Source organism: Nostoc sp. (genome assembly GCF_036917575.1).
Classification (GTDB): Bacteria; Cyanobacteriota; Cyanobacteriia; order Cyanobacteriales; family Nostocaceae; genus Nostoc.
Genome location: NZ_JBALDC010000088.1, coordinates 22,105 through 41,006, shown reverse-complemented (window position 1 = coordinate 41,006; position 18,902 = coordinate 22,105). Strand labels below are relative to the sequence as shown.

The following is an 18,902-nucleotide window of genomic DNA, read 5'->3' as shown; positions in this document are numbered from 1 at the left end:
TTGAGAACGTTAATTCGGTACTTTCTGTCCGTTGTGCTTACCTTAATGGAACACTCACTATTTGATGTTTTCGCCAAAGTGGGATGCTCCCAAATTAAACCTCTTGCGTGAATGTAAAATTTGCCCTTATCAATGTTACTAATTATTCTAAACAGGCTTTCAGTTGTTCTTGTTTATCTTGGTTCATCGTTACTGATTCATACTTGTTTATCTGTGTTATTTTCTTCTAAAACTTGTATATTTTCCAAAAATGGATGCTCCGTATGTTGTCTTGCTACGCGAGATTTTAAATGGAAAAATAGATGCAGAATTATTGCGCGATCGCCATATCAAAGCTAGTGTATTACTCAATCACCTGACATGAAGAGATTGAAGTTGTTTTACTAAAATATAGCGATCGCATGACAACATTACTGATAAAATATCAAAAATGCGAGAACTTTATCCAGCGATCGAGCCTTACTTAGAAGGTAGTTTACAAGTTTCCGATCTTCATACTATCCATTATGAAGAGTCAGGAAACCCGCAAGGTCAACCCATCGTTTTGCTACATGGGGGTCCTGGTGGTGGATGTCCAGGTTTTTATCGGCAATATTTCCACCCAGAAAAATGGCGATTAGTCATGTTTGACCAGCGCGGTTGTGGTCAAAGTACTCCCCATGCCGAATTACGAGAAAACACCACTTGGGATTTAGTCAGTGATATCGAAAAACTGCGCCAACATTTAGGTATAGAAAAGTGGGCGGTTTTCGGTGGTAGTTGGGGTAGCACTTTATCATTAGCCTACAGTCAAACCCATCCCTCTCGATGCACGCGATTAATTCTGCGTGGGATCTTCATGTTGAGACAAAAAGAGTTGCGCTGGTTTTACCAAGAGGGTGCTAGCTATATTTTTCCTGATGCTTGGGAAGGATATCTTAAACCAATTCCTGTAGATGAACGTGACGATCTGATCGCAGCATATTACAAACGTTTGACCAATCCAGATTTGGAAATTCAATTAACAGCAGCGCGTGCTTGGTCAATTTGGGAAGCTAGTACCAGTAGACTTTTTCTAGATCCAGAACTGATGCAAAAGTTTGGCGAGAGTGAATTTGCTTCTGCTTTCGCTCGGATTGAATGTCATTACTTTATGAATAAGGGATTTTTGGAAACAGAAGATCAGTTACTCTTAAATGTAGACCGCATCCGCCATATTCCGGCTGTAATTGTTCAGGGACGCTATGATGTAGTCTGCCCAATGATATCAGCTTGGGAATTACATCGTGCTTGGCCAGAAGCCGAATTTATAGTGGTTCCTGATGCCGGACATTCGATGAGTGAACCAGGAATTTGCAGTGCTTTGATTGAGGCAACAGATAATATTTAATTCGCTTGAATACTTAGCTTGGGGGATGGGAAGTTTGCCAAAGGAGCGAATGTAAAATAGGACTTATCCCTCTTTTAAGAAACAAGGCAGGAGGCAGAAGGCAGAATGCACAAGGGAAGAGGATTTTACTTGTTTCTTCCATCCATAACGGAAGCGATCGCGTCCGTAAACAGCTTCTGTCACTTTCCGGGATAAGCAAGTAGTTCAGGAGCTAAATTATCCAGAAGCATAACAGGGTTTAAATTGCAAATGTTGAACAGCGAACGCTAATGCGATCAACAATGTAAGCAAACTACTAGAGGGTTTGTAGTAAGGACTTTAGTGCTTAGAAAATAAGGACTAAAATTCTTACTACGAGCCTATACTTATTTTTCAGCCAGAATCGTGTAAATTTCCCGTTTAACTTGCTCTAAAAGCTCACGCACCCGATTTATCCGCTCCATATTCCCACTACGAGCAACCTGTACCACTGCGGCAGCTAATTCTGTAGCGGCATTCCGTAACTCAATAAACTCTTGGGGCTTACCTGTAACAAAACTTTTGAACGTATCCCAAGGAGAGTCTGAAGGTTCTTGCTGGGTACGTTCTGCCAATAATTGTCTACCCTCATCCGTAATTGTGTAAATGCGCTTGCCACCTTCTTGTGCGCTTTTGAGATAACCGCCTTCTTCCAGCAATTGGAGTGTTGGATAGACTGAGCCTGGACTGAGGCGACGGAAACCACCATAGCGAGTTTCCATCTCTTTAATCAGGTCGTAACCATGACTAGGATGCTCAGATAACAATTCCAGCAGAATAAACTTGATGTCACCCCGACGAGTCCGATATTCATCTCCCCAACCACGACCAAACATTTCATTGCCAAAGTGTTTGTCATGATGTCTACCCTGATGCTTGCCATGCCCAAACCAAGACCTAACAAGCAATGAATCCTCTTCGCTAATTCCTGCCCATGCAGGTGCGCCAAAACGTGACCGAAAATGTCTAAACATGAGTGAATCTCAAATCAACTTTCTCTAATATACGATATATCGGAATATATCACGATATATCGGAATATAATTTTGATGAAGATTTGTAACGAAAGCAACTTTGACTAGCGGTACTTAAACATTTTTGAGGAATAAATAAGCCTTAAACCCTTGTGGGGTAAGGGAAATAAACCAAGCAAAATCATGTCAAAACCATTTGGGATATACGTTTTAGGTCATTTTATCGGTGTTTTTTGCCTAAGTCCCACTATCTTGTATTTCTAGATAAAATATGTATAAGTACGAGATATTTTAGTTAATATTTTCTTGAGATTGGTGCTAATTACAGATGTGAATATAAGAATTTATTGCTAGTTAAAATTATTAAAACTAATTTTGTAAATTTATAAAATACTTTATTTTTTTGTATAGATTGTGAACTTAACTTGGGAATAGTAAGTGTAAGATAAGTTAAAATTATACAAACAATGATGATTACTTAACTTTTTCTACTAGCATTCACTGCTAAATAATCTAGATTCCTTTTTTGAACTACAGTAGGGAACTAATCGGGTTCAATCGAAGCTGACTAAGTTCTCTCAAAACTTTCATTGAACCCAACAACAGTTTATTTACATTTGCTTAATTCGTATACCAACCATCTAAATCAGTTTGTAACTGCTTATTACAGTAATAAAACTAGTAGATGCCTATATCCCGTTTAGTTAAGACTCACTTTTGATTTAATACTATTCGGATAATATAAACTCACCTGGATTTAAGGGAGTGAAGGAAAAAATAGTCTCCCTTTAGAAGAAAACCAGTGTGTTGCCAACTTTCCTAAATTTATAGAGACGGGTGTTAGCAAAGCTTACCACCAGTTTTCTATTGAAGAAAAACTGATTAAATATTTTTGTTTTGGTTGAGATAACAATGTTAGTAACTGACAGTGGTGAACGTGGAAGTGGCAGATAGAACGAGTGTTGCAGTCAAAAAAGTGAAATATCGCAAGGGACTGGTGACTAGGGACTGGGGACTGGGTGAAAAGTAGCTTTGTATATAAGTTTTATCATCTGTTAATGTCCTAACCACCACGGCTTTTGCTATACCTTCTACTTTAGTCGGGAGATAAACTTAAATCGCGGCAATGACTTTGCTAATGGCATAATTGAATGGTGTGAGTTCGGCTTGACGAGTGCCTTCATGTCCATAAGTCAAACTCACGCTCAAATAACTATCTGGCTTGTAGGGTAATCGTTCTGCCCATTCAACTGCCACAATTCCTGGTATGACTTCAACACCTTCCCAGTAACTTTCTAAATTTAGGGTTGCAACTTCTTGCGGTTCTAAGCGATATAAATCTAGATGGTAAAGGGGAAAGCGCCCTTCCGTATACTCATTAATCAGCGTGAAAGTCGGACTGACAATGGGTTCAGCAATTCCCAGACCTTTACCGATGCCTTGAACTAAAGTGGTTTTACCAGCGCCTAAATCACCTTCTAGTAAAATTACACTGCCAGGTGTCAGGGATTCGCCAAGAGTAATACCTAAGCGCAGGGTTGCTTCTGTATCTGCAAGAAAAATTTTCATAATTTGTCATTAGTCCTTTGTTAATAGAACTTACGCAAAAATCGCCAAAAGCTTAATTTCTCGAACCGCCTTTCCTTCAGAACGCATAGCGTCTCGTAGAAAAGACGCCAAGCACGCCTTTGTTTCTCTACAAGAGGCTGCGCCAACGGAACGCTACGCGAACGTCCAGCGTCTCGTAGAGAAGAATTCGTAGAGTGTTCGTAAGTCCTAGTTTAGATTAATGACTAATTTTCATTTTCCTTAATTTTGAATTTTGAATTTTGAATTCCCCGAAGGGGCTGACTTCTACCGTACCACCGCAATAACACTTGTGCTAGTTTCTGGGGATTGTGACGTACAAAACCTGTTTCATCTTCATACAAAACATTAGCTGGAACAATCCGTCGCCCTAGCTGAGTTACTGCTTCTCTATCGAGGAAAACGGGATGAGAGTTTTGTTGGGCGTAGCGGATGAGTGATTGCTCTGAGGGGGATTTTTTGTGTATCAGTACAGCATCGAATAACCGTCTTTGTCCACAAGCAGCATCAATTGCTCTGATGTGGTCGGCAACAGTGTAGCCTTCAGTTTCTCCTGGTTGAGTCATTATATTGCAGATATAAATACGGGGAGCATCTGATTGAGCGATCGCATCGGCAATTTCTGGTACTAATAAATTAGGAATCAAGCTTGTATAAAGGCTACCTGGGCCAATAATGATGTAATCAGCTTCTTTAATTGCCTTAATAGCTGCTGGTACCGCTGGAGGATTAGCTGGAATGCAGCCAATTTTGACAATTTTACCGCCAGCTTTCGGAATACTAGACTCCCCCTCAATCCGACGACCATCGGCTAATTCTGCCCAGAGGCGAACATCACTGAGAGTTGCTGGTAGTACTTGTCCTCGCACCGCTAGAACTTTAGAACTGGCTGCAACTGCTTGTTCTAAATCTCCAGTAATATCACTCATTGCCGTTAAAAACAAATTGCCAAAACTGTGACCCGTTAATCCATCTCCAGCCCGAAAACGGTATTGAAACAATTCTGTTAGTAACTTTTCTTCATCTGCTAGTGCAGCCAAACAATTGCGAATATCCCCTGGTGGTAGCACTCCAAATTCTTGACGCAAACGCCCAGAAGATCCACCATCATCGGCGACAGTGACAATTGCAGTAATATTAGCGCTGTAGGTTTTCAGTCCCCTTAACAACGTAGAAAGTCCTGTACCACCACCAATTACCACTATTTTTGGACCTCGGTACAATCGACGATGAGCCAGTAAGACATCGATGAGTTCCTCTCCGCCTTCTGCTCTTAGTACTTTAGTAATTGAGCCTACCGTGCGAGTTTGCCCCCAAAGCACTAACAGCAAGCCGCCAAGTATCACCAAAGGTCCACTGATATAGTTAGGTAAGAGGTTGGCGATCACTCCTAAGAAACCTTTAACCAACTCAATCAGCCAAAAAATTGGAGTCAGCTTAATCCAAATGGCTAACCCCAAACTCGCTAGCAGTACACCCCCAACACTAATCAATAACCAACGTTTTACCGATAGTCCAGGGGATAACCATTTGAACCACTGGTTAACCCGATAAGAAGTACGAGAGCGCGACTGCTTTTGCAGGGCGTTGAGGGCTTGTCTGAGAAAACCAATTGACATACCTGATTTGGAGCAGTGCTACAAACAATAATTAACAGAAAATTTACACCGCTTGGTTTAAAACACCAGGCGTGAAACTATTATATTTGTCAATCCTATTAGACTAAGAGCAAGTCGTGAAGATTGCCAGTATTTTTAGTTAAACAATACCCTGGCTTGGTAAAAGTGAATTTAATGGAAAAACGAATTTTAGGATTAGATCCAGGACTGGCAATTTTAGGATTTGGGGCAATTAGCTGGACACAAAATCTCAAAAAGGTGCAAGAGACTACAGTAAATATGCTGGATTTTGGAGTAATTAAAACGTCAGCAGATGTAGAAATGGGGCAGCGCTTATGTACCTTGTTTGATGATTTACACACCCTGATGGAAGAATTTCAACCAGATTTAGTGGCGATCGAGAAACTATTCTTCTATCGGATGTCAAATACAATCTTGGTTGCACAGGCGCGGGGTATAGTCATTTTAGTCTTAGGCCAGCGTCGTCTTTCTTATGTAGAGTTTACTCCGGCTCAAATTAAACAAGCTTTAACAGGTTATGGTAATGCTGATAAATCAGAAGTGCAAGAGGCAGTAGCGCGGGAGCTGGATTTAGATGAAATTCCTAAGCCGGATGATGCTGCTGATGCTTTGGCAGTGGCTTTAACGGCTTCTTATCAGCTGTAGTTATGTACGCAAACAATAAAGTTCTTAAGTGAATACCCAGTTTCCATTAATTCGCCTCCACACAGTTAGTGGAGACGTATGACACGCAATTTTAACCGTTTTCCTTTGATATTATCTTAAAATTTTATGCGGACACTCTACGTCTCCCGACAAGGTTGTTATATCAGTCTATTTTTCATTACTTAATTACTGTTGAGAAGGTCTAAGTCTATCTCGCCAAGATGGTTGTGACGATGAAGAACCTGAAGAACCGGAACTATTTGCGGGAGGTAACTCTCGCCGAGTTCTTCGAGGTGGAGGAGAATCAGATTCTACTCTTCTAGAACGTCGCCGTGGAGTAGATGATTCTGAGGTAGATGATTTTGAGGAGGAGTTACTAGAACTTGATTCGGTGCGATCGCGCCTTCTCCGTCTTGGGGTATAATCGTTTGCTTGCTGTTCTTCTTGAGAATAGCTTGTCCTTCTTCTACGTCTCCTAGATGAACCACTCTCCTCAGAATTAGAATTTCTCGCTCTTTCCCCTTCTGAGTCATTATCATCATCATCAGAGGCAATAGAATGATTCAGCACTTGTTTGGGCTTGATGGACTGGGCTTTGATAGTGCCTTTACGACCTTCTAACTTGGGTCGTTTGGGAAACTTTTCTACGGGCATCCCCTCTACCGCTTTTTCCATAAATTCGTGCCAGGTGTAAGCAGCACTACTACTACTGCCATCAGTAGGGTGGTTGTCATCGTTACCTAACCAGACCCCTGTCACCATCTGAGGAATGTAGCCAATAAACCATAAATCGCGGGCTTCGTCGGAAGTACCGGTTTTGCCTGCAACTGGTCTATTATCTAATTGAGCAGCACCACCAGTTCCCGCTTCGACGACATTGCGTAGCATCCAAGTCATGATGGCGGCACTGTCAGCGTCAAGGGCCCGTTTTGACTTGAAATTAGCCGACCAGATGACTTTGCCTTGGCGGTTGAGGATGCGAGTAATACCATGAGGTTCTGCGTGCAATCCTTGAGTCGCAAAACTACCATAAGCGCTGGTCAACTCTAGCAGATTGACTTCATTTGAGCCAAGTGCTAAAGAGTATGTGGGCTTGAGTTCAGATGTTATCCCCATGTCATGGGCAAGTTTAATCGTTGGAGTAAATCCCACATCGATTAACACCTTCACCGCAATAATATTAACAGAGCGGGTAAGGGCATCTCGGATGTTCATTGAACCGTGGAAGTTTTCACTATAGTTTTTTGGTTCATAGCCGTCTACGACAAAGGGCGCATCTTCGTAGCTATCATAGGGGCTTTTACCGGTTGCGATCGCAGTGGCATATACAAACCCTTTAAATGTCGATCCTGGCTGCCGTTGTGCCTGGGTAACTCGATTAAACTGATTTTTACCAAAGTCTTTTCCCCCAACCATTGCCTTAATTTCACCGTTGCGGGGGTCTATGGCCACCATTGCAGCTTGCTTAAAGTTTTCCCAGCGTCCTTGATTTCGCAACGTTTTCGCAACTGCCTCTTCTGCCACTTTTTGCCAACTTGGGTTGAGCGTGGTTTCTACTACTAGACCCCCACTTTTGAGCACATTAGCAGAAACATATTTGGGCAATTCTTTTTGGATGTAGCTGGTAAAGTAGGGTGATTCTACTTGGACTCGCTTGGGTGAACTGGTTTTGAGGTCTAATGGCTCTTGAACTGCTGCCTGTCTTTGCTCTGGTGTAATTACTTTGTCTTCTTGCATCCGTAGCAATACTAAGTCCCGCCGCCGTTTTGCCGCTTCGGGATTTTTATCTGGCGCGTATAAGCTAGGAGCAGGAGCTAATCCAGCAATCGTTGCCATTTGGGCCAGAGAAAGTTGATCTGGCGATTTACTAAAGTATACCCAGGCGGCATCTGCCACACCATAAGCTCCAGATCCCAAATAAACCAGATTTAGGTAACGCTCTAGAATCTGATCTTTGGTTAATTCTTGCTCCATTTTTTGGGCTAGGCGGACTTCCTTGAGTTTACGCCAGATTGTCTGTTCTTGTTTCAAAAACAGAATCCGCGTTAGCTGTTGGGTGATGGTGCTACCACCTTCTACCACACCTTGCGATCGCAAATTATTCACACTCGCTCTGACAATTCCTTGCGGATCGACTCCGTTGTGTTGCCTAAATCTTCTATCTTCTGAGGCGATGAAAGCTTTTTTTAAATTATCTGGTATTTGTTCTAGCTTTAGCTGTTCTCTGGTCGCTTCACCTTGTTGTAGTAAAATAGTGCCATCAGCAGCTTTAATGGTCAGGGTTTGCTCTCGAAACACAGCATTCAACTCGGACTGATCTGGCAAAGTCCGATCTATTAAACTGATGCCGTAGATGAAGGCAACTATCCCACCACCTACACCCAAACCTGCCCAAAACCAGAAGCGACGATAGAGTGGTTTTTTGCCAGCTGCCCGATTGGCCCTCATCTTAGATGGTAAAATTTTCATTTTGCTCAGTAACTGCCTCTTTTGCGCCAGATGTGCTGGTGGTAAGCTCTCATTCGTTCCTCCTTGTCCAGAGTCACTCAAATTAGTTGGTCTTCGCTTGAACCAGGAGATAAGCTTCCCCACGTCAGTTCCTCGCTCAAAGTAGTAACTGTATAACCACCATCAATCAACTTTGGGGTTATCTAATTACCGTTGTGTCTAGTATAATATCCTATAAATAATTAACTAAATTCACTAGAAAACAATGTTTTTTAAATTTGGTTAATTTAGTTTTGTAAAAAATGCTGCAATTTTGATAACTGCTGCGAATATAAAAGCTATTGACAAGTATCCCCAAATACAGCCCGAAAACGGCTTATTTCAGGAAAGTATAATGTCTACACCGAGCTACGACGAAGCACAGCTAAGACGAAGCGCCGTTGCTCTTGGTAGTAATATCGGCGATTCCCAGACAATTTTATCAGCAGCTATAGAAACTTTAGCCCAAACGCCAGGTATTGTTTTAGAAGCCAGATCCCATTGGTATCAAACCAAAGCTGTCGGGCCACCACAGCCAGATTACCTCAATGCCTGCGTCACATTGCAGGTAGAAATACTCCCGCAGCAGTTATTAGAAATTTTGTTAGGAATTGAACAACAATTTGGGCGTGTGCGTCAGGAACGCTGGGGACCACGAATTCTAGATTTGGATTTGTTATTATATGATGACATTACTTTGGATACATCAAATCTCCAGATTCCCCATCCCCGAATGCGGGATCGGGCCTTTGTGTTAGTTCCACTGGCAGAAATTGCCCCAAATTGGATAGAACCAGTTTCCGGGTGTGTGATTAAAGAGCTGCTCAAAGGGGTAGACTGTTCTGATGTACATTTATGGATGGACAATTAAAATTACCATCCTTAAAAGCAGAAGAACACTGATTTTGCCTCTGTATTCACGAGATAATCAGATTTAACTATGCCATTAGGTAGAGAATTACCACAACTGCTGAGACAACGCCTGTTTCATAAAGGACGCAAGTTCGATTTTGAAGTTAATCGCTTGCGTTTACCGAATAACTCGGAAGGAGAATGGGAATGTATTCGTCACCCTGGCGGTGCTTTAGCTGTACCAGTGACAGCAGAAGGTAAACTTATACTGGTGCGCCAGTACCGTTTTGCAATTCAGGGACGGATATTAGAATTTCCGGCAGGAACAGTGGAAGAAAGTGAAAATCCTTTAGAAACAATACAGCGTGAAATTGCGGAAGAAACTGGCTATAGTGCCCAAAAATGGGATAAATTAGGCGAATTTTTCCTAGCTCCTGGCTATTCTGATGAAATTATCTATGCTTTTCTGGCGCGAGATTTAGAAAAGCTGGAGACACCACTACTACAAGATGAAGACGAGGATATTGAAACTGTGTTTATGACTCCTGAAGAATTAGAAAAAGCTATTCTGGAGGGAGAGGCGGTAGATGCTAAATCAGTTTCTAGCTTTTTTCTGGCGCGTCCGTTTTTAGGTTAACACCGTTATGCTGCTAGAGTTAGCGATTACAGATGCCTACGGCGCAGGCTTTGAATGTGCAGACGAAACGATCGCTAATAATGATTTGAGTCGATATCGTCGAACATCCGCGATTTCGACTCAATCCTAGCAGCTACACCGACGACACCCAGATGAGTATTGCCATTGCAGAAGTGGTTGTCGCTTAAACAGCGTGGACGCGAGAAGGGAAAATTCAAGCTGAAAATATTACTCTCAAGACACAAGAAGGGACTTCCAATAAAAAAAATAATCAATCGTTGTGTAGGCAGGGGGAGAAAGAAAACTATTATCAAATTGGTTAATTTATTCTCTTCAAGTCCCTAACCTTACAGCAGATTTCAAGTAGATGAAGTACACTTCATTCGTCTCAACGCTAGGCATAAAGGCTATTTTACTTCTGAATTCTGACTCCTTAATTCTGAATTCTGCTGTAATAGCAGTTAGTGATTTTAACAGTGATGCGTTAATAAGCTTTAACGCATCTATTTCTTAAACTGTCACTCCCTCCAACTCTTCATCTGTCAATTCATACAATTGCCGCAACTTATCTAACTTATCATCATCAGCTTCCCAGAAACCCCGCCCATAGGCCTCCAACATTCTCCCTAAAATATTACGAAAAGCTTCAGGATTTGCCTTACGTAATTTATCCGCCATTTCTGCATCTAACGCATAAGTATCTGCGGCTTGGTCATAAACCCAATTATCGGTAAAATCGGCAGTACCACCCCAACCAATCAACGCCGTCATCCGTTGGGAAATTTCAAACGCACCACCAGAACCTTGATTCGCCATCGCTTGCGCCCATTTGGGATTTACCAACTTAGTGCGATATTCCATTCTGAGCAAATCATCTAACTTGCGGGGTGTAGTATCCTTCGAGAAACTTTCCACAAAACTGGTTGTAACTTTCTTACCGCCTTGTTTTTCTGCTGCCCTTTTCAAACCGCCAGTATTAGCATAATATTCTTGAATATCAGTTAAACCATATTCTACCGAATCGATTTCTTGAACAATGCGATCGCTAGTTTTTAACAACGTATTCAACACTTCCGGTCTAGCTTGACCTTTATCTTCTCTTCCGTAGCTAAATACATTGCGACTTTGCCAAGTATTGCCTAACTCCTCGCCAGATTCCCAGTTACCATCAACCACGCGATCGTTTACCAAAGAACCAAAATCACCCGCCGGATTAGAAAACAATCTCGCCGATGCATTCTCCACACCTTGAGCTTTTAAAGCTAAAGCGTGTTTCCTAATAAAATTCTGATCGTCCGGTTCATCAGCATCAGCCGCGCGTTGAAATAAATCATCTAATAATTCGATGATATTTACAAAACTATCCCGGAAAATTCCAGACAAATTACCCAATATATCAATGCGGGGATGTCCAACCTCCGCTAACGGCTTCAATTCATAACGAACAACTCTACCAGTTCCTTCCTTAACAGGTTCAGCCCCCACCAATTCCAACAAAATCCCCAAAGATTCACCCTTAGTTTTAATCGCATCCAATCCCCATAACATTACCGCGATCGTTTCTGGATATTTCCCATATTCATCCAAATGCTGAGCGATAATTTTTTGAGCAATTTCTCGTCCCCGTTCATACGCCGCAGGTGAAGGCATCCGATAAGGATCTAAAGCATGAATATTTCTCCCAGTCGGCAAAACACCAGCCCCATCCCGCAACAAATCCCCCCCAGGTGCAGGCGGAATATACTCCCCATTCAATCCCCTTAACAAATTCGTTAACTCATCCGTAGATTGCATCAACAAATCCCTTATTAGTCTTTCCTCTTTTTCTCTTTTTTCATTTATTCTTTCCTCCTCCCCGAAATATGCTTCTAAATAAGAAGCCAATTCTTCTTCATTAGGTGCTTCCCCCAAAGTATGCAACCCCGAAGAAAACAACCGATTTTCTAAAACCTGCAAATATCCATACAACTCTACCAAATAATCATCAAAAGCATGACCGCTAAACATCTGCACATTTTCGGGAGTAAACGCAATCCCCAACCGTTTCGCATCCTCAAACGGACAATCTGCATCCAACCCAGAGTCTACAATTTTTTTACAAATCCCTTCCTTCAAAACATAATTCTTTTGTGGATCTTCACGATACTCCGAAATCAAATCTCGCAACGCCACCAATTCTTTATACAAACCTGCACGACCATAAGGCGGTACATTATGAGAAATCAACACACCATAACCGCGACGTTTCGCCAACATCGATTCAGACGGATTATTCGCTGCATATATATATAGATTAGGCAAATTTCCTAACAAAATATCCGACCAAGAATAACCCGTATTACCCAACGGCGAACCAGGCAACCATTCCACCGTCCCATGCATTCCAAAGTGAACTACAGCATCAGCTTGAAACTCATTTTGTAACCATTTATAATAAGCAGCATATTGCGGATGTGGCGTTAAATCCCGTTCAAACATTAAACGCATCGGGTCGCCTTGTATCCCCAAAGGTGGTTGTACACCTATCCACACATTTCCCAATTGCACACCGCCAATCTGAAAATCGTCGCCATAAGTTTTAATACCAGTTCCTGTGAGAGATTTCCATTGTTTTTCAATGCGGGAGGTTTGCAGATATCCCAGCCATTTTTCTAAGGTACGGGCGTTAACAAACGTAGGGATATTTTTTGTATCATCAAAAGTTTCATCCGCTTCTTTCAAAGAGCGAATCAATTCTTCCCCATCATCAGGTAAATCTCCCACGGTATAACCTTGTTCTTTGAGTGCGTGGAGAAACTTCAGCAGACTACGCGGTACATTTAATAATGCAGCTGTACCGACAGCACCATAACCTGGGGGAAACCCATATAAAATAATAGCAATCTTGCGTTCTGATGCAGGTTTTTGCCGCAAAGCCACCCAAGTTTTTACCCTACCAATTAATCGCTCCACCCGTTCGGGAACCAGATAAATATTTTCACCCACCAAACCACCAAGGGGAACGGTATCAATAGCCCCATCCAATTCTGGTAATGCGTACAACACGACACTTTGCAATCCACCGATACCTTGGCGCGTCCACGAGGAAATATCTTGAATTAATAATGGTGCAGCAACAATATAAGGTACATTCTTGGCAGTGAGGATGCGCTTTGCTACTTCTATTTGACGGCCAGCTTCCATTGAACCAGCCGGGCCACCCACCAAAGGAAAGCCAATTGTAGAAACGATCGCATCCACTTTTACTGCTTCACTTGATAGTGAGGGAGTTTCTATATTACCTGATTGTCGTTGCTGAATTTCATAGTCGGTTGTCATCAAATCCCGTACCGCCACGTGTCCTTCTACGCCGTTGATGAAAATGGGCAAAGGAGTTAACCCAGCTTTTTCAAAACTGCGAATTAGTTGGGGAATGTAGGGTTGTTTGGTGATGACGTGTTTTCTGTAGAGGAGAATTCCGATAACTGGGGAGACGCGATTCATCGCGTCTCTACAATGGGTTTTATACCATTCCAAATATTCGCGGGGCGATTCAAAAAACCCTTGATAATCGGGATGGAGTAATCCGATGTTGGGGGTTTCGACTAGCGGGGGAATGTCACCGACTTTTAAACCTAAGTATTTTTCTGCCAGTGTCCAGAATAATGAAGCGACGTTTTCTGAACCGCCAGCATTCCAGTAACCATAGATAATTAACCAGTTGCGTAAGTCTTGGACTTTTTGCACAGGTATATATTTCAGTAGTTTGGGGCCAACTTTTAAGAAGCTGATGTAACCAGCGAGTTTGTCTTCTTCGCGTCCATTGCTAAATTTGTCGAGGATGAATTTAACTGGTTTAGGCATTCCTTTGGGTTTGTCGCCAATCGCAAAGTCACCCAGCTTGGTTAAACTTATCAATTCCAAGGCTGACTCAAAGACTAGACGGATGGGAATTTGGGAAATGCGATCGCGCAACCACATAACCTGGTCATAATCAAATAGTAGGCTACCGAAAAACACATCAGCGCCATCAAGTGCTGTTTCTACCTCAGTGCGAATGCTAGTAAGATCGCGATCGCTAAATACCCGAATATCCAACTCAGGACAGCGAGAGTTAGCCAAAAAGGCTGCTTTTCTGTACAAGTCAGCGTTGAATGATTCAAACCCAGCAATCAAGACGATGCGTTTCATGCCTGTAAGCGACGAAATATTTCTTTACTTAAATTTTAAACGTGCTTTCAGGCTGATTGTTAAATATCTACCCAATTGCAGTCATTAATTCCTCGAAGGAGTTAGAACTTCACTATCACTTACGCCTTTAGGATATTTTGATAAATCTCGCACAGGTGTCTAGAAGCGATCGCGTATTCATTAATACTGTAAAGCATTATGTGTTAAGCTGCTCAGGGTTAACAAGAAGCCAAGGGTTTACGACCTTATAAACCCAGCTTTACATCAGGGAATGCGTTCGGTTTCGGGATTTGGGTATTCAACTAAGTACATTTTTCATGGCTTTCCACTTTTACAAAGCGTTATTATCTAAAGAATAGACGCAATTACTAGATTTCAATTTATTGCAAAAACTTACTGGTTATTCTCGATATTGATAACTTATAATAGTTATATTTTTAATTACAATAAAACTTGAAATTATTGAGTTTGACTAAATAAAATTTGCTGTTCATGTTCTCACAACAACTTATTTCTTCTAATATTAGTAATGTTGAAAGTAATGCAGCTATTGCTAACAATTATATAAACAAAGCTATTAACCAAACTTTGTTTATATAATTGGTAGAGTTTTGAACTAGTGTAAAAACAAGTAAATTGAGGATAAAATAATGAAATTCGGAATTGATAGCGGGCACAATTGTCCCCCAGACACAGGAGCTAAAGGAATCAAATTTGAGGATAATTTAACTCTAGATGTAGGTAATAGAGTTATAGCCAAGTTAAGAGCTTTAGGAAATGAAGTCGTAGTATGTAGACCAAGTAGTGCTAGTACAGTACGTGAATCACTCTCAAAAAGATGTTCTACAGCTAATGGGAGTAAAGTAGATATTTACGTCTCGATTCATTTTAACTCCTTTAACGGGCAAGCTAATGGCACAGAAGTATTTGCAACTAGCGATACAGGTATAAAAATCGCTAAACCTGTATTAGATGAAATCGTTAAGTTAGGATTTTTTAATCGTGGCGTTAAGAATGGTTCCCACTTATTTGTTCTGAAAAATACGGATATGCCTGCGATTCTTGTAGAAGGTTGCTTTGTAGATTCGCAAAAAGATATGAATCTTTATAATCCTGAAGCAATGGCTAATGCGATTGTTAAAGGCTTAACTGGTAAAGTGGCAAGTGTTCCTGTTAACCCTGTACCAGATGAAGAAGATAATGTAGATACCACAATTCTCAGATTACAAAAAGCCTTAAATCGACTAAAAATAACTGATAAAAATGGTAAAGTGTTAGTGGAAGATGGCTTCACAGGGGCTAACACCAAATCTGCTGTAGAAAAATTTCAGCCTATTGTTGGGGTTCAGTCGACTGGAATTGCTAACGAAGCTACATGGAGTGCCATAAATCAAATTTTGGCAAAACGAATACTTAGACCAAACCATGCTGGTAATGCAGTTGTCAAATACTTGCAATACCGTTTAGGTGTTGATAATGATGGTGTCTACGGCCCACAAACAGAAGTTGTAGTTAAGAACTTTCAAAAGCAAAATGGTTTAAATGCCGATGGAATTATCGGGCCTGCTAGTTGGCAAAAATTAATTGATTAGGCTGATGAAAACTAAAGACTGAGGTAGTAGGAGTGCTGAGTAAAGAAGTTGGGAATCTGACTTCTTTATTCAAAACTGGGAATGGGCTAAACCCTAGCTATCCGCTAACAGAAATGTTTTGCCTAATGAATAAATGTTTCAGTGGCGATCGCATCCAAAGATAAATCTCGAAAAGCTTTGCTATGCAATAATTACGCATAGATAGTGGGTTAATATGTTTTTACGTCTCCGTATATCCTCGTATCTATATCTTTATAGTGATTTGCAGCTTATTTAGTATCAGCATTCTCACAATCCATCTGTACCACACAATTTCTTCCTTGTGCTTTTGCCTGGTAGAGTCCTTGGTCAGCAGCAGCAATTAAGGTTGCAGGAGATAATTGGCTATGAGGATTGATGGTTGCCACACCAAGACTTAGGGTAATGAATTTACTGACCTGAGAATGGGGATGAGGCATTTGTAATGCATTAACATTGATTTCGATATCTTTTGCAACTGCAATCGCCCCTTCAGTATCAGTATTCGGTAAAATGACTGCAAACTCTTCTCCACCATAACGAGCAACCAAATCAGCGGGGTGTTTAACTGTCTGAGAGATTGCCTTAGCAACCTGTCTAAGTGCATCATCTCCTGCCAGATGCCCATGTGTATCGTTGTAAAGCTTAAAGTAATCGACATCACACAAAATCAAAGATAGCGAACCATGCTCTCGTGCCAACCATTGCCACTGTGTATTTAACGTGTCATCAAAGCAGCGTCGATTTGCCACTTGGGTTAGACCATCAGAACAGGCAAGACGCTGTAATTCTTGGTTTGCTTGTTGTAATTGGTGGTAAAGTTTTGATTGCTGAATAGCGATCGCTGCTTGACCTGCTAACTGGTTAAACAAGTTAATCTCTGATTGCTGCCATTGTCTGGGATGACGGCATTGGTGAGCAATCAATAGTCCCCACAAACACCCTTGCTGCAAAATCGGTACGACAAGGTTTGCCTGGATTTGCAGACTTCTGAGGAGATCAACATGGCATGGCGATAATCCCGCAGTTTCAATGTTTTCGATCACTTTGGTGTTACCTTGTTGATAGTAAGCTGCACGCGTGGATTTAAAGCAGCTATCCATAACGTGAAATCCCAAAATCGACATACACCCTTGTGCTAAGGATTCTACAACAACTAACCCACTCCAGTCTGGCTTAAACTGATATATCACCACTCGGTCTACCTCAAACAGTTGTCGCACTTCGTCTACCGTGGTTTGCAAAATCTCGTCTAACTCCAAGGATTGTCGAATGCGCTGCGTCACAGATGCGACAATTCGCTCAGGCTCGCTTTGGTGTTGGACAACACGCTGTTCAACTAGCTGAGAATGTGTCGATGCTACAGTTAACACGATCGGATCAAAATCAGGGGTTGTAGTGACAGGTACTGCACTGGGTTTACCAATCAAATAGCCTTGAGCAAAATTTGCACCTCGTTCTCGCAGCCAATTCAATTCCTCAATGCATTCAATTCCTTCAGCAACAGTCTGGATGTTTAACTTTTGAGTAATCTCTAGAAGTTTCTCGGTAATTGAAGCTTTGTAAAGGTCTTGATGTACATCTCGAATTAACTCCATATCCAGCTTGATAAAGTCTGGACGTAACTGATGCAGCAAGTTTAGGCTGGAATAGCCAGAACCAAGGTCATCAAGGGCGATTAAAAACCCAGCATCCCGATAGTATTTAAGCACTGCCTTGAGGTGGGCTAAATCTTGAGGATTGTCTGACTCCACAACTTCAAAAACAACGCGATCGTGGGAAATTCCAGCAGTATCAATTGCCTTTACCGTACTACGTAGGCAAAAAGCTGGGTCATAAAGTGATGTTGGTGCAAAATTGATGAAAATATGCCCACTCACTTCATATCGGCTGAATTGAGTGATTGTGCTGAGGCGAGCAACTTGGTCAAGTTGTGGTAGAAGTCCGGCTTCGGTTGCTGATTCCACAATTGGTGTCGGTAACATTAAATTGCCTTCTTCATCCAGTCCCCGCAAAAGCGATTCATATCCAAAAATCTGTGATGTATCGTTAATTGAGACAATTGGTTGGAAGTAACTAATGAATCGTTCCGTTGCCAGCATTTCAACCAGCCAGTCGGATTGGTTCAACTTAATGAAGCGTTGTAATGAGGCTATGTCACTAAAATCATGGAGTTGAGGTTGGAAAGTGCCTTGAATGAAAAGGACTTGCGTCTCTTTTAATTCTCTTGGTGCAAGTAGTTTGGCGAGGTTACGGGCAATTTCTAGGGACTGTCCGGGTCTACACTCTAAACTCAACCCTGGTCGCTCCTGCATCAGTTCATACTTAAGGGCAAACTGTTGTAGGTAAGAGGTGACTTTTATCAGGGTATGTGAAACGGGGAACCAGAGAAAGAGCCTACCTGCTTCCTTAGTCCGGCAGCGTGTAACATTGCGACAAGCACAGGTTTTGGAGATAGAACATATTTGGCTCATAGCTAACTAATTTGCTCAATCCGATTTATTCTATTATTCCCATTCTTTTTACTGTAAAAGATAAACTAAACTTCAAATACATGAAGATTTGATGAGTTAAGTAAGCTGAAGAATTTAGTTGGTAAGCGACTCGGCGACATCTACTAAAATTTAGACTAAATTTCCAATTATTTGTTGATAAAATATGTGTAATCAAGCAACAAAATAAGGAGGTTCTTCAACAATTTAAGTTACAAAAAAAAGTAAAATTAGCCAGACAATAAACAACTATTAGTGAGATTAATTTAGAGTAAATATATCTTTTTGAAGAATGAATTTAATTCAAGAAAAAACAAAATATTTGAAAAAGGTGCTTTTCCCCTTAGTCAGCTTCATAAGCAACTTCATCGAATATAACTAGTTTGCGTAAAGCTTGAGTCATAGCTTAATTCCTCTATGG

At 41.4% G+C, this 18,902-nt stretch carries 13 protein-coding genes; 7 read left to right on the top strand and 6 right to left on the bottom strand.

The features are described from left to right. Positions 1 to 430 precede the first annotated feature (430 nt). Complete coding sequence (gene pip / locus V7K79_RS25765) at positions 431 to 1,369, top strand: prolyl aminopeptidase (protein ID WP_335051717.1); 939 nt, start codon at positions 431 to 433, stop codon at positions 1,367 to 1,369. A 365-nt stretch (positions 1,370 to 1,734) separates the two neighbouring features. Here the strand turns inward: pip and V7K79_RS25760 are convergent, their stop codons facing one another. The 3 genes from V7K79_RS25760 to V7K79_RS25750 all read right to left on the bottom strand — a co-directional run bounded on the left by V7K79_RS25760 (position 1,735) and on the right by V7K79_RS25750 (position 5,567). Continuing rightward, positions 1,735 to 2,361, bottom strand: a complete 627-nt coding sequence (locus tag V7K79_RS25760) for a PadR family transcriptional regulator (protein ID WP_335051715.1) — start codon at positions 2,359 to 2,361, stop codon at positions 1,735 to 1,737. A gap of 1,113 nt (positions 2,362 to 3,474) precedes the next feature. Beyond that, entirely contained in the window at positions 3,475 to 3,930 is a 456-nt protein-coding gene (tsaE, locus tag V7K79_RS25755; protein WP_335051713.1) for a tRNA (adenosine(37)-N6)-threonylcarbamoyltransferase complex ATPase subunit type 1 TsaE, read from the bottom strand. Positions 3,931 to 4,154: 224 nt separating this feature from the next. Then, the gene (locus tag V7K79_RS25750) at positions 4,155 to 5,567 is read right to left on the bottom strand and encodes a gluconeogenesis factor YvcK family protein (protein WP_335051711.1); all 1,413 of its coding nucleotides are present in this window, start codon (positions 5,565 to 5,567) and stop codon (positions 4,155 to 4,157) included. A 174-nt stretch (positions 5,568 to 5,741) separates the two neighbouring features. Between V7K79_RS25750 and ruvC the strand changes: the two genes are divergently transcribed. Beyond that, a complete protein-coding gene (gene ruvC, locus V7K79_RS25745; RefSeq protein ID WP_335051709.1) occupies positions 5,742 to 6,233 on the top strand; it encodes a crossover junction endodeoxyribonuclease RuvC in 492 nt (163 codons plus the stop codon). Positions 6,234 to 6,419: 186 nt separating this feature from the next. Here ruvC and V7K79_RS25740 read toward each other — a convergent pair whose 3' ends face one another. Then, positions 6,420 to 8,825: a transglycosylase domain-containing protein gene (locus V7K79_RS25740; protein ID WP_442938971.1), complete on the bottom strand. Its 2,406-nt coding sequence runs from the start codon at positions 8,823 to 8,825 to the stop codon at positions 6,420 to 6,422. Positions 8,826 to 9,075: 250 nt separating this feature from the next. Between V7K79_RS25740 and folK the strand changes: the two genes are divergently transcribed. The 3 genes from folK to V7K79_RS25725 all read left to right on the top strand — a co-directional run bounded on the left by folK (position 9,076) and on the right by V7K79_RS25725 (position 10,339). Next, positions 9,076 to 9,591, top strand: a complete 516-nt coding sequence (gene folK, locus V7K79_RS25735) for a 2-amino-4-hydroxy-6-hydroxymethyldihydropteridine diphosphokinase (protein WP_335051707.1) — start codon at positions 9,076 to 9,078, stop codon at positions 9,589 to 9,591. Positions 9,592 to 9,660: 69 nt separating this feature from the next. Beyond that, positions 9,661 to 10,209: an NUDIX hydrolase gene (locus V7K79_RS25730; protein ID WP_335051705.1), complete on the top strand. Its 549-nt coding sequence runs from the start codon at positions 9,661 to 9,663 to the stop codon at positions 10,207 to 10,209. Between the two features lie 7 nt (positions 10,210 to 10,216). Continuing rightward, the gene (locus V7K79_RS25725; RefSeq protein WP_335051703.1) at positions 10,217 to 10,339 is read left to right on the top strand and encodes a hypothetical protein; all 123 of its coding nucleotides are present in this window, start codon (positions 10,217 to 10,219) and stop codon (positions 10,337 to 10,339) included. A gap of 380 nt (positions 10,340 to 10,719) precedes the next feature. Here the strand turns inward: V7K79_RS25725 and bchH are convergent, their stop codons facing one another. Beyond that, positions 10,720 to 14,379, bottom strand: a complete 3,660-nt coding sequence (bchH, locus tag V7K79_RS25720; protein ID WP_335051701.1) for a magnesium chelatase subunit H — start codon at positions 14,377 to 14,379, stop codon at positions 10,720 to 10,722. A gap of 650 nt (positions 14,380 to 15,029) precedes the next feature. On the opposite strand from bchH, the gene V7K79_RS25715 reads away from it, so the two are divergent. Both V7K79_RS25715 and V7K79_RS25710 read left to right on the top strand, forming a co-directional pair. Next, the gene (locus V7K79_RS25715) at positions 15,030 to 15,971 is read left to right on the top strand and encodes an N-acetylmuramoyl-L-alanine amidase (RefSeq protein ID WP_335051698.1); all 942 of its coding nucleotides are present in this window, start codon (positions 15,030 to 15,032) and stop codon (positions 15,969 to 15,971) included. 32 nt (positions 15,972 to 16,003) lie between these two features. Beyond that, positions 16,004 to 16,135, top strand: a complete 132-nt coding sequence (locus V7K79_RS25710) for a hypothetical protein (RefSeq protein WP_335051695.1) — start codon at positions 16,004 to 16,006, stop codon at positions 16,133 to 16,135. Between the two features lie 105 nt (positions 16,136 to 16,240). Here the strand turns inward: V7K79_RS25710 and V7K79_RS25705 are convergent, their stop codons facing one another. Beyond that, positions 16,241 to 18,463 (bottom strand): EAL domain-containing protein, encoded by a 2,223-nt coding sequence (locus tag V7K79_RS25705; RefSeq protein ID WP_335051693.1) that lies wholly within the window; start codon positions 18,461 to 18,463, stop codon positions 16,241 to 16,243. Positions 18,464 to 18,902 lie beyond the last annotated feature (439 nt).

Coding starts and splice junctions, on each gene's coding strand:
- pip (WP_335051717.1), top strand. CDS start 431: ATGCGAGAACTTTATCCAGCGATCGAGCCTTACTTAGAAGGTAGTTTA.
- V7K79_RS25750 (WP_335051711.1), bottom strand. CDS start 5,567: ATGTCAATTGGTTTTCTCAGACAAGCCCTCAACGCCCTGCAAAAGCAG.
- V7K79_RS25760 (WP_335051715.1), bottom strand. CDS start 2,361: ATGTTTAGACATTTTCGGTCACGTTTTGGCGCACCTGCATGGGCAGGA.
- tsaE (WP_335051713.1), bottom strand. CDS start 3,930: ATGAAAATTTTTCTTGCAGATACAGAAGCAACCCTGCGCTTAGGTATT.
- ruvC (WP_335051709.1), top strand. CDS start 5,742: ATGGAAAAACGAATTTTAGGATTAGATCCAGGACTGGCAATTTTAGGA.
- V7K79_RS25730 (WP_335051705.1), top strand. CDS start 9,661: ATGCCATTAGGTAGAGAATTACCACAACTGCTGAGACAACGCCTGTTT.
- V7K79_RS25715 (WP_335051698.1), top strand. CDS start 15,030: ATGAAATTCGGAATTGATAGCGGGCACAATTGTCCCCCAGACACAGGA.
- bchH (WP_335051701.1), bottom strand. CDS start 14,379: ATGAAACGCATCGTCTTGATTGCTGGGTTTGAATCATTCAACGCTGAC.
- V7K79_RS25725 (WP_335051703.1), top strand. CDS start 10,217: ATGCTGCTAGAGTTAGCGATTACAGATGCCTACGGCGCAGGCTTTGAA.
- folK (WP_335051707.1), top strand. CDS start 9,076: ATGTCTACACCGAGCTACGACGAAGCACAGCTAAGACGAAGCGCCGTT.
- V7K79_RS25705 (WP_335051693.1), bottom strand. CDS start 18,463: ATGAGCCAAATATGTTCTATCTCCAAAACCTGTGCTTGTCGCAATGTT.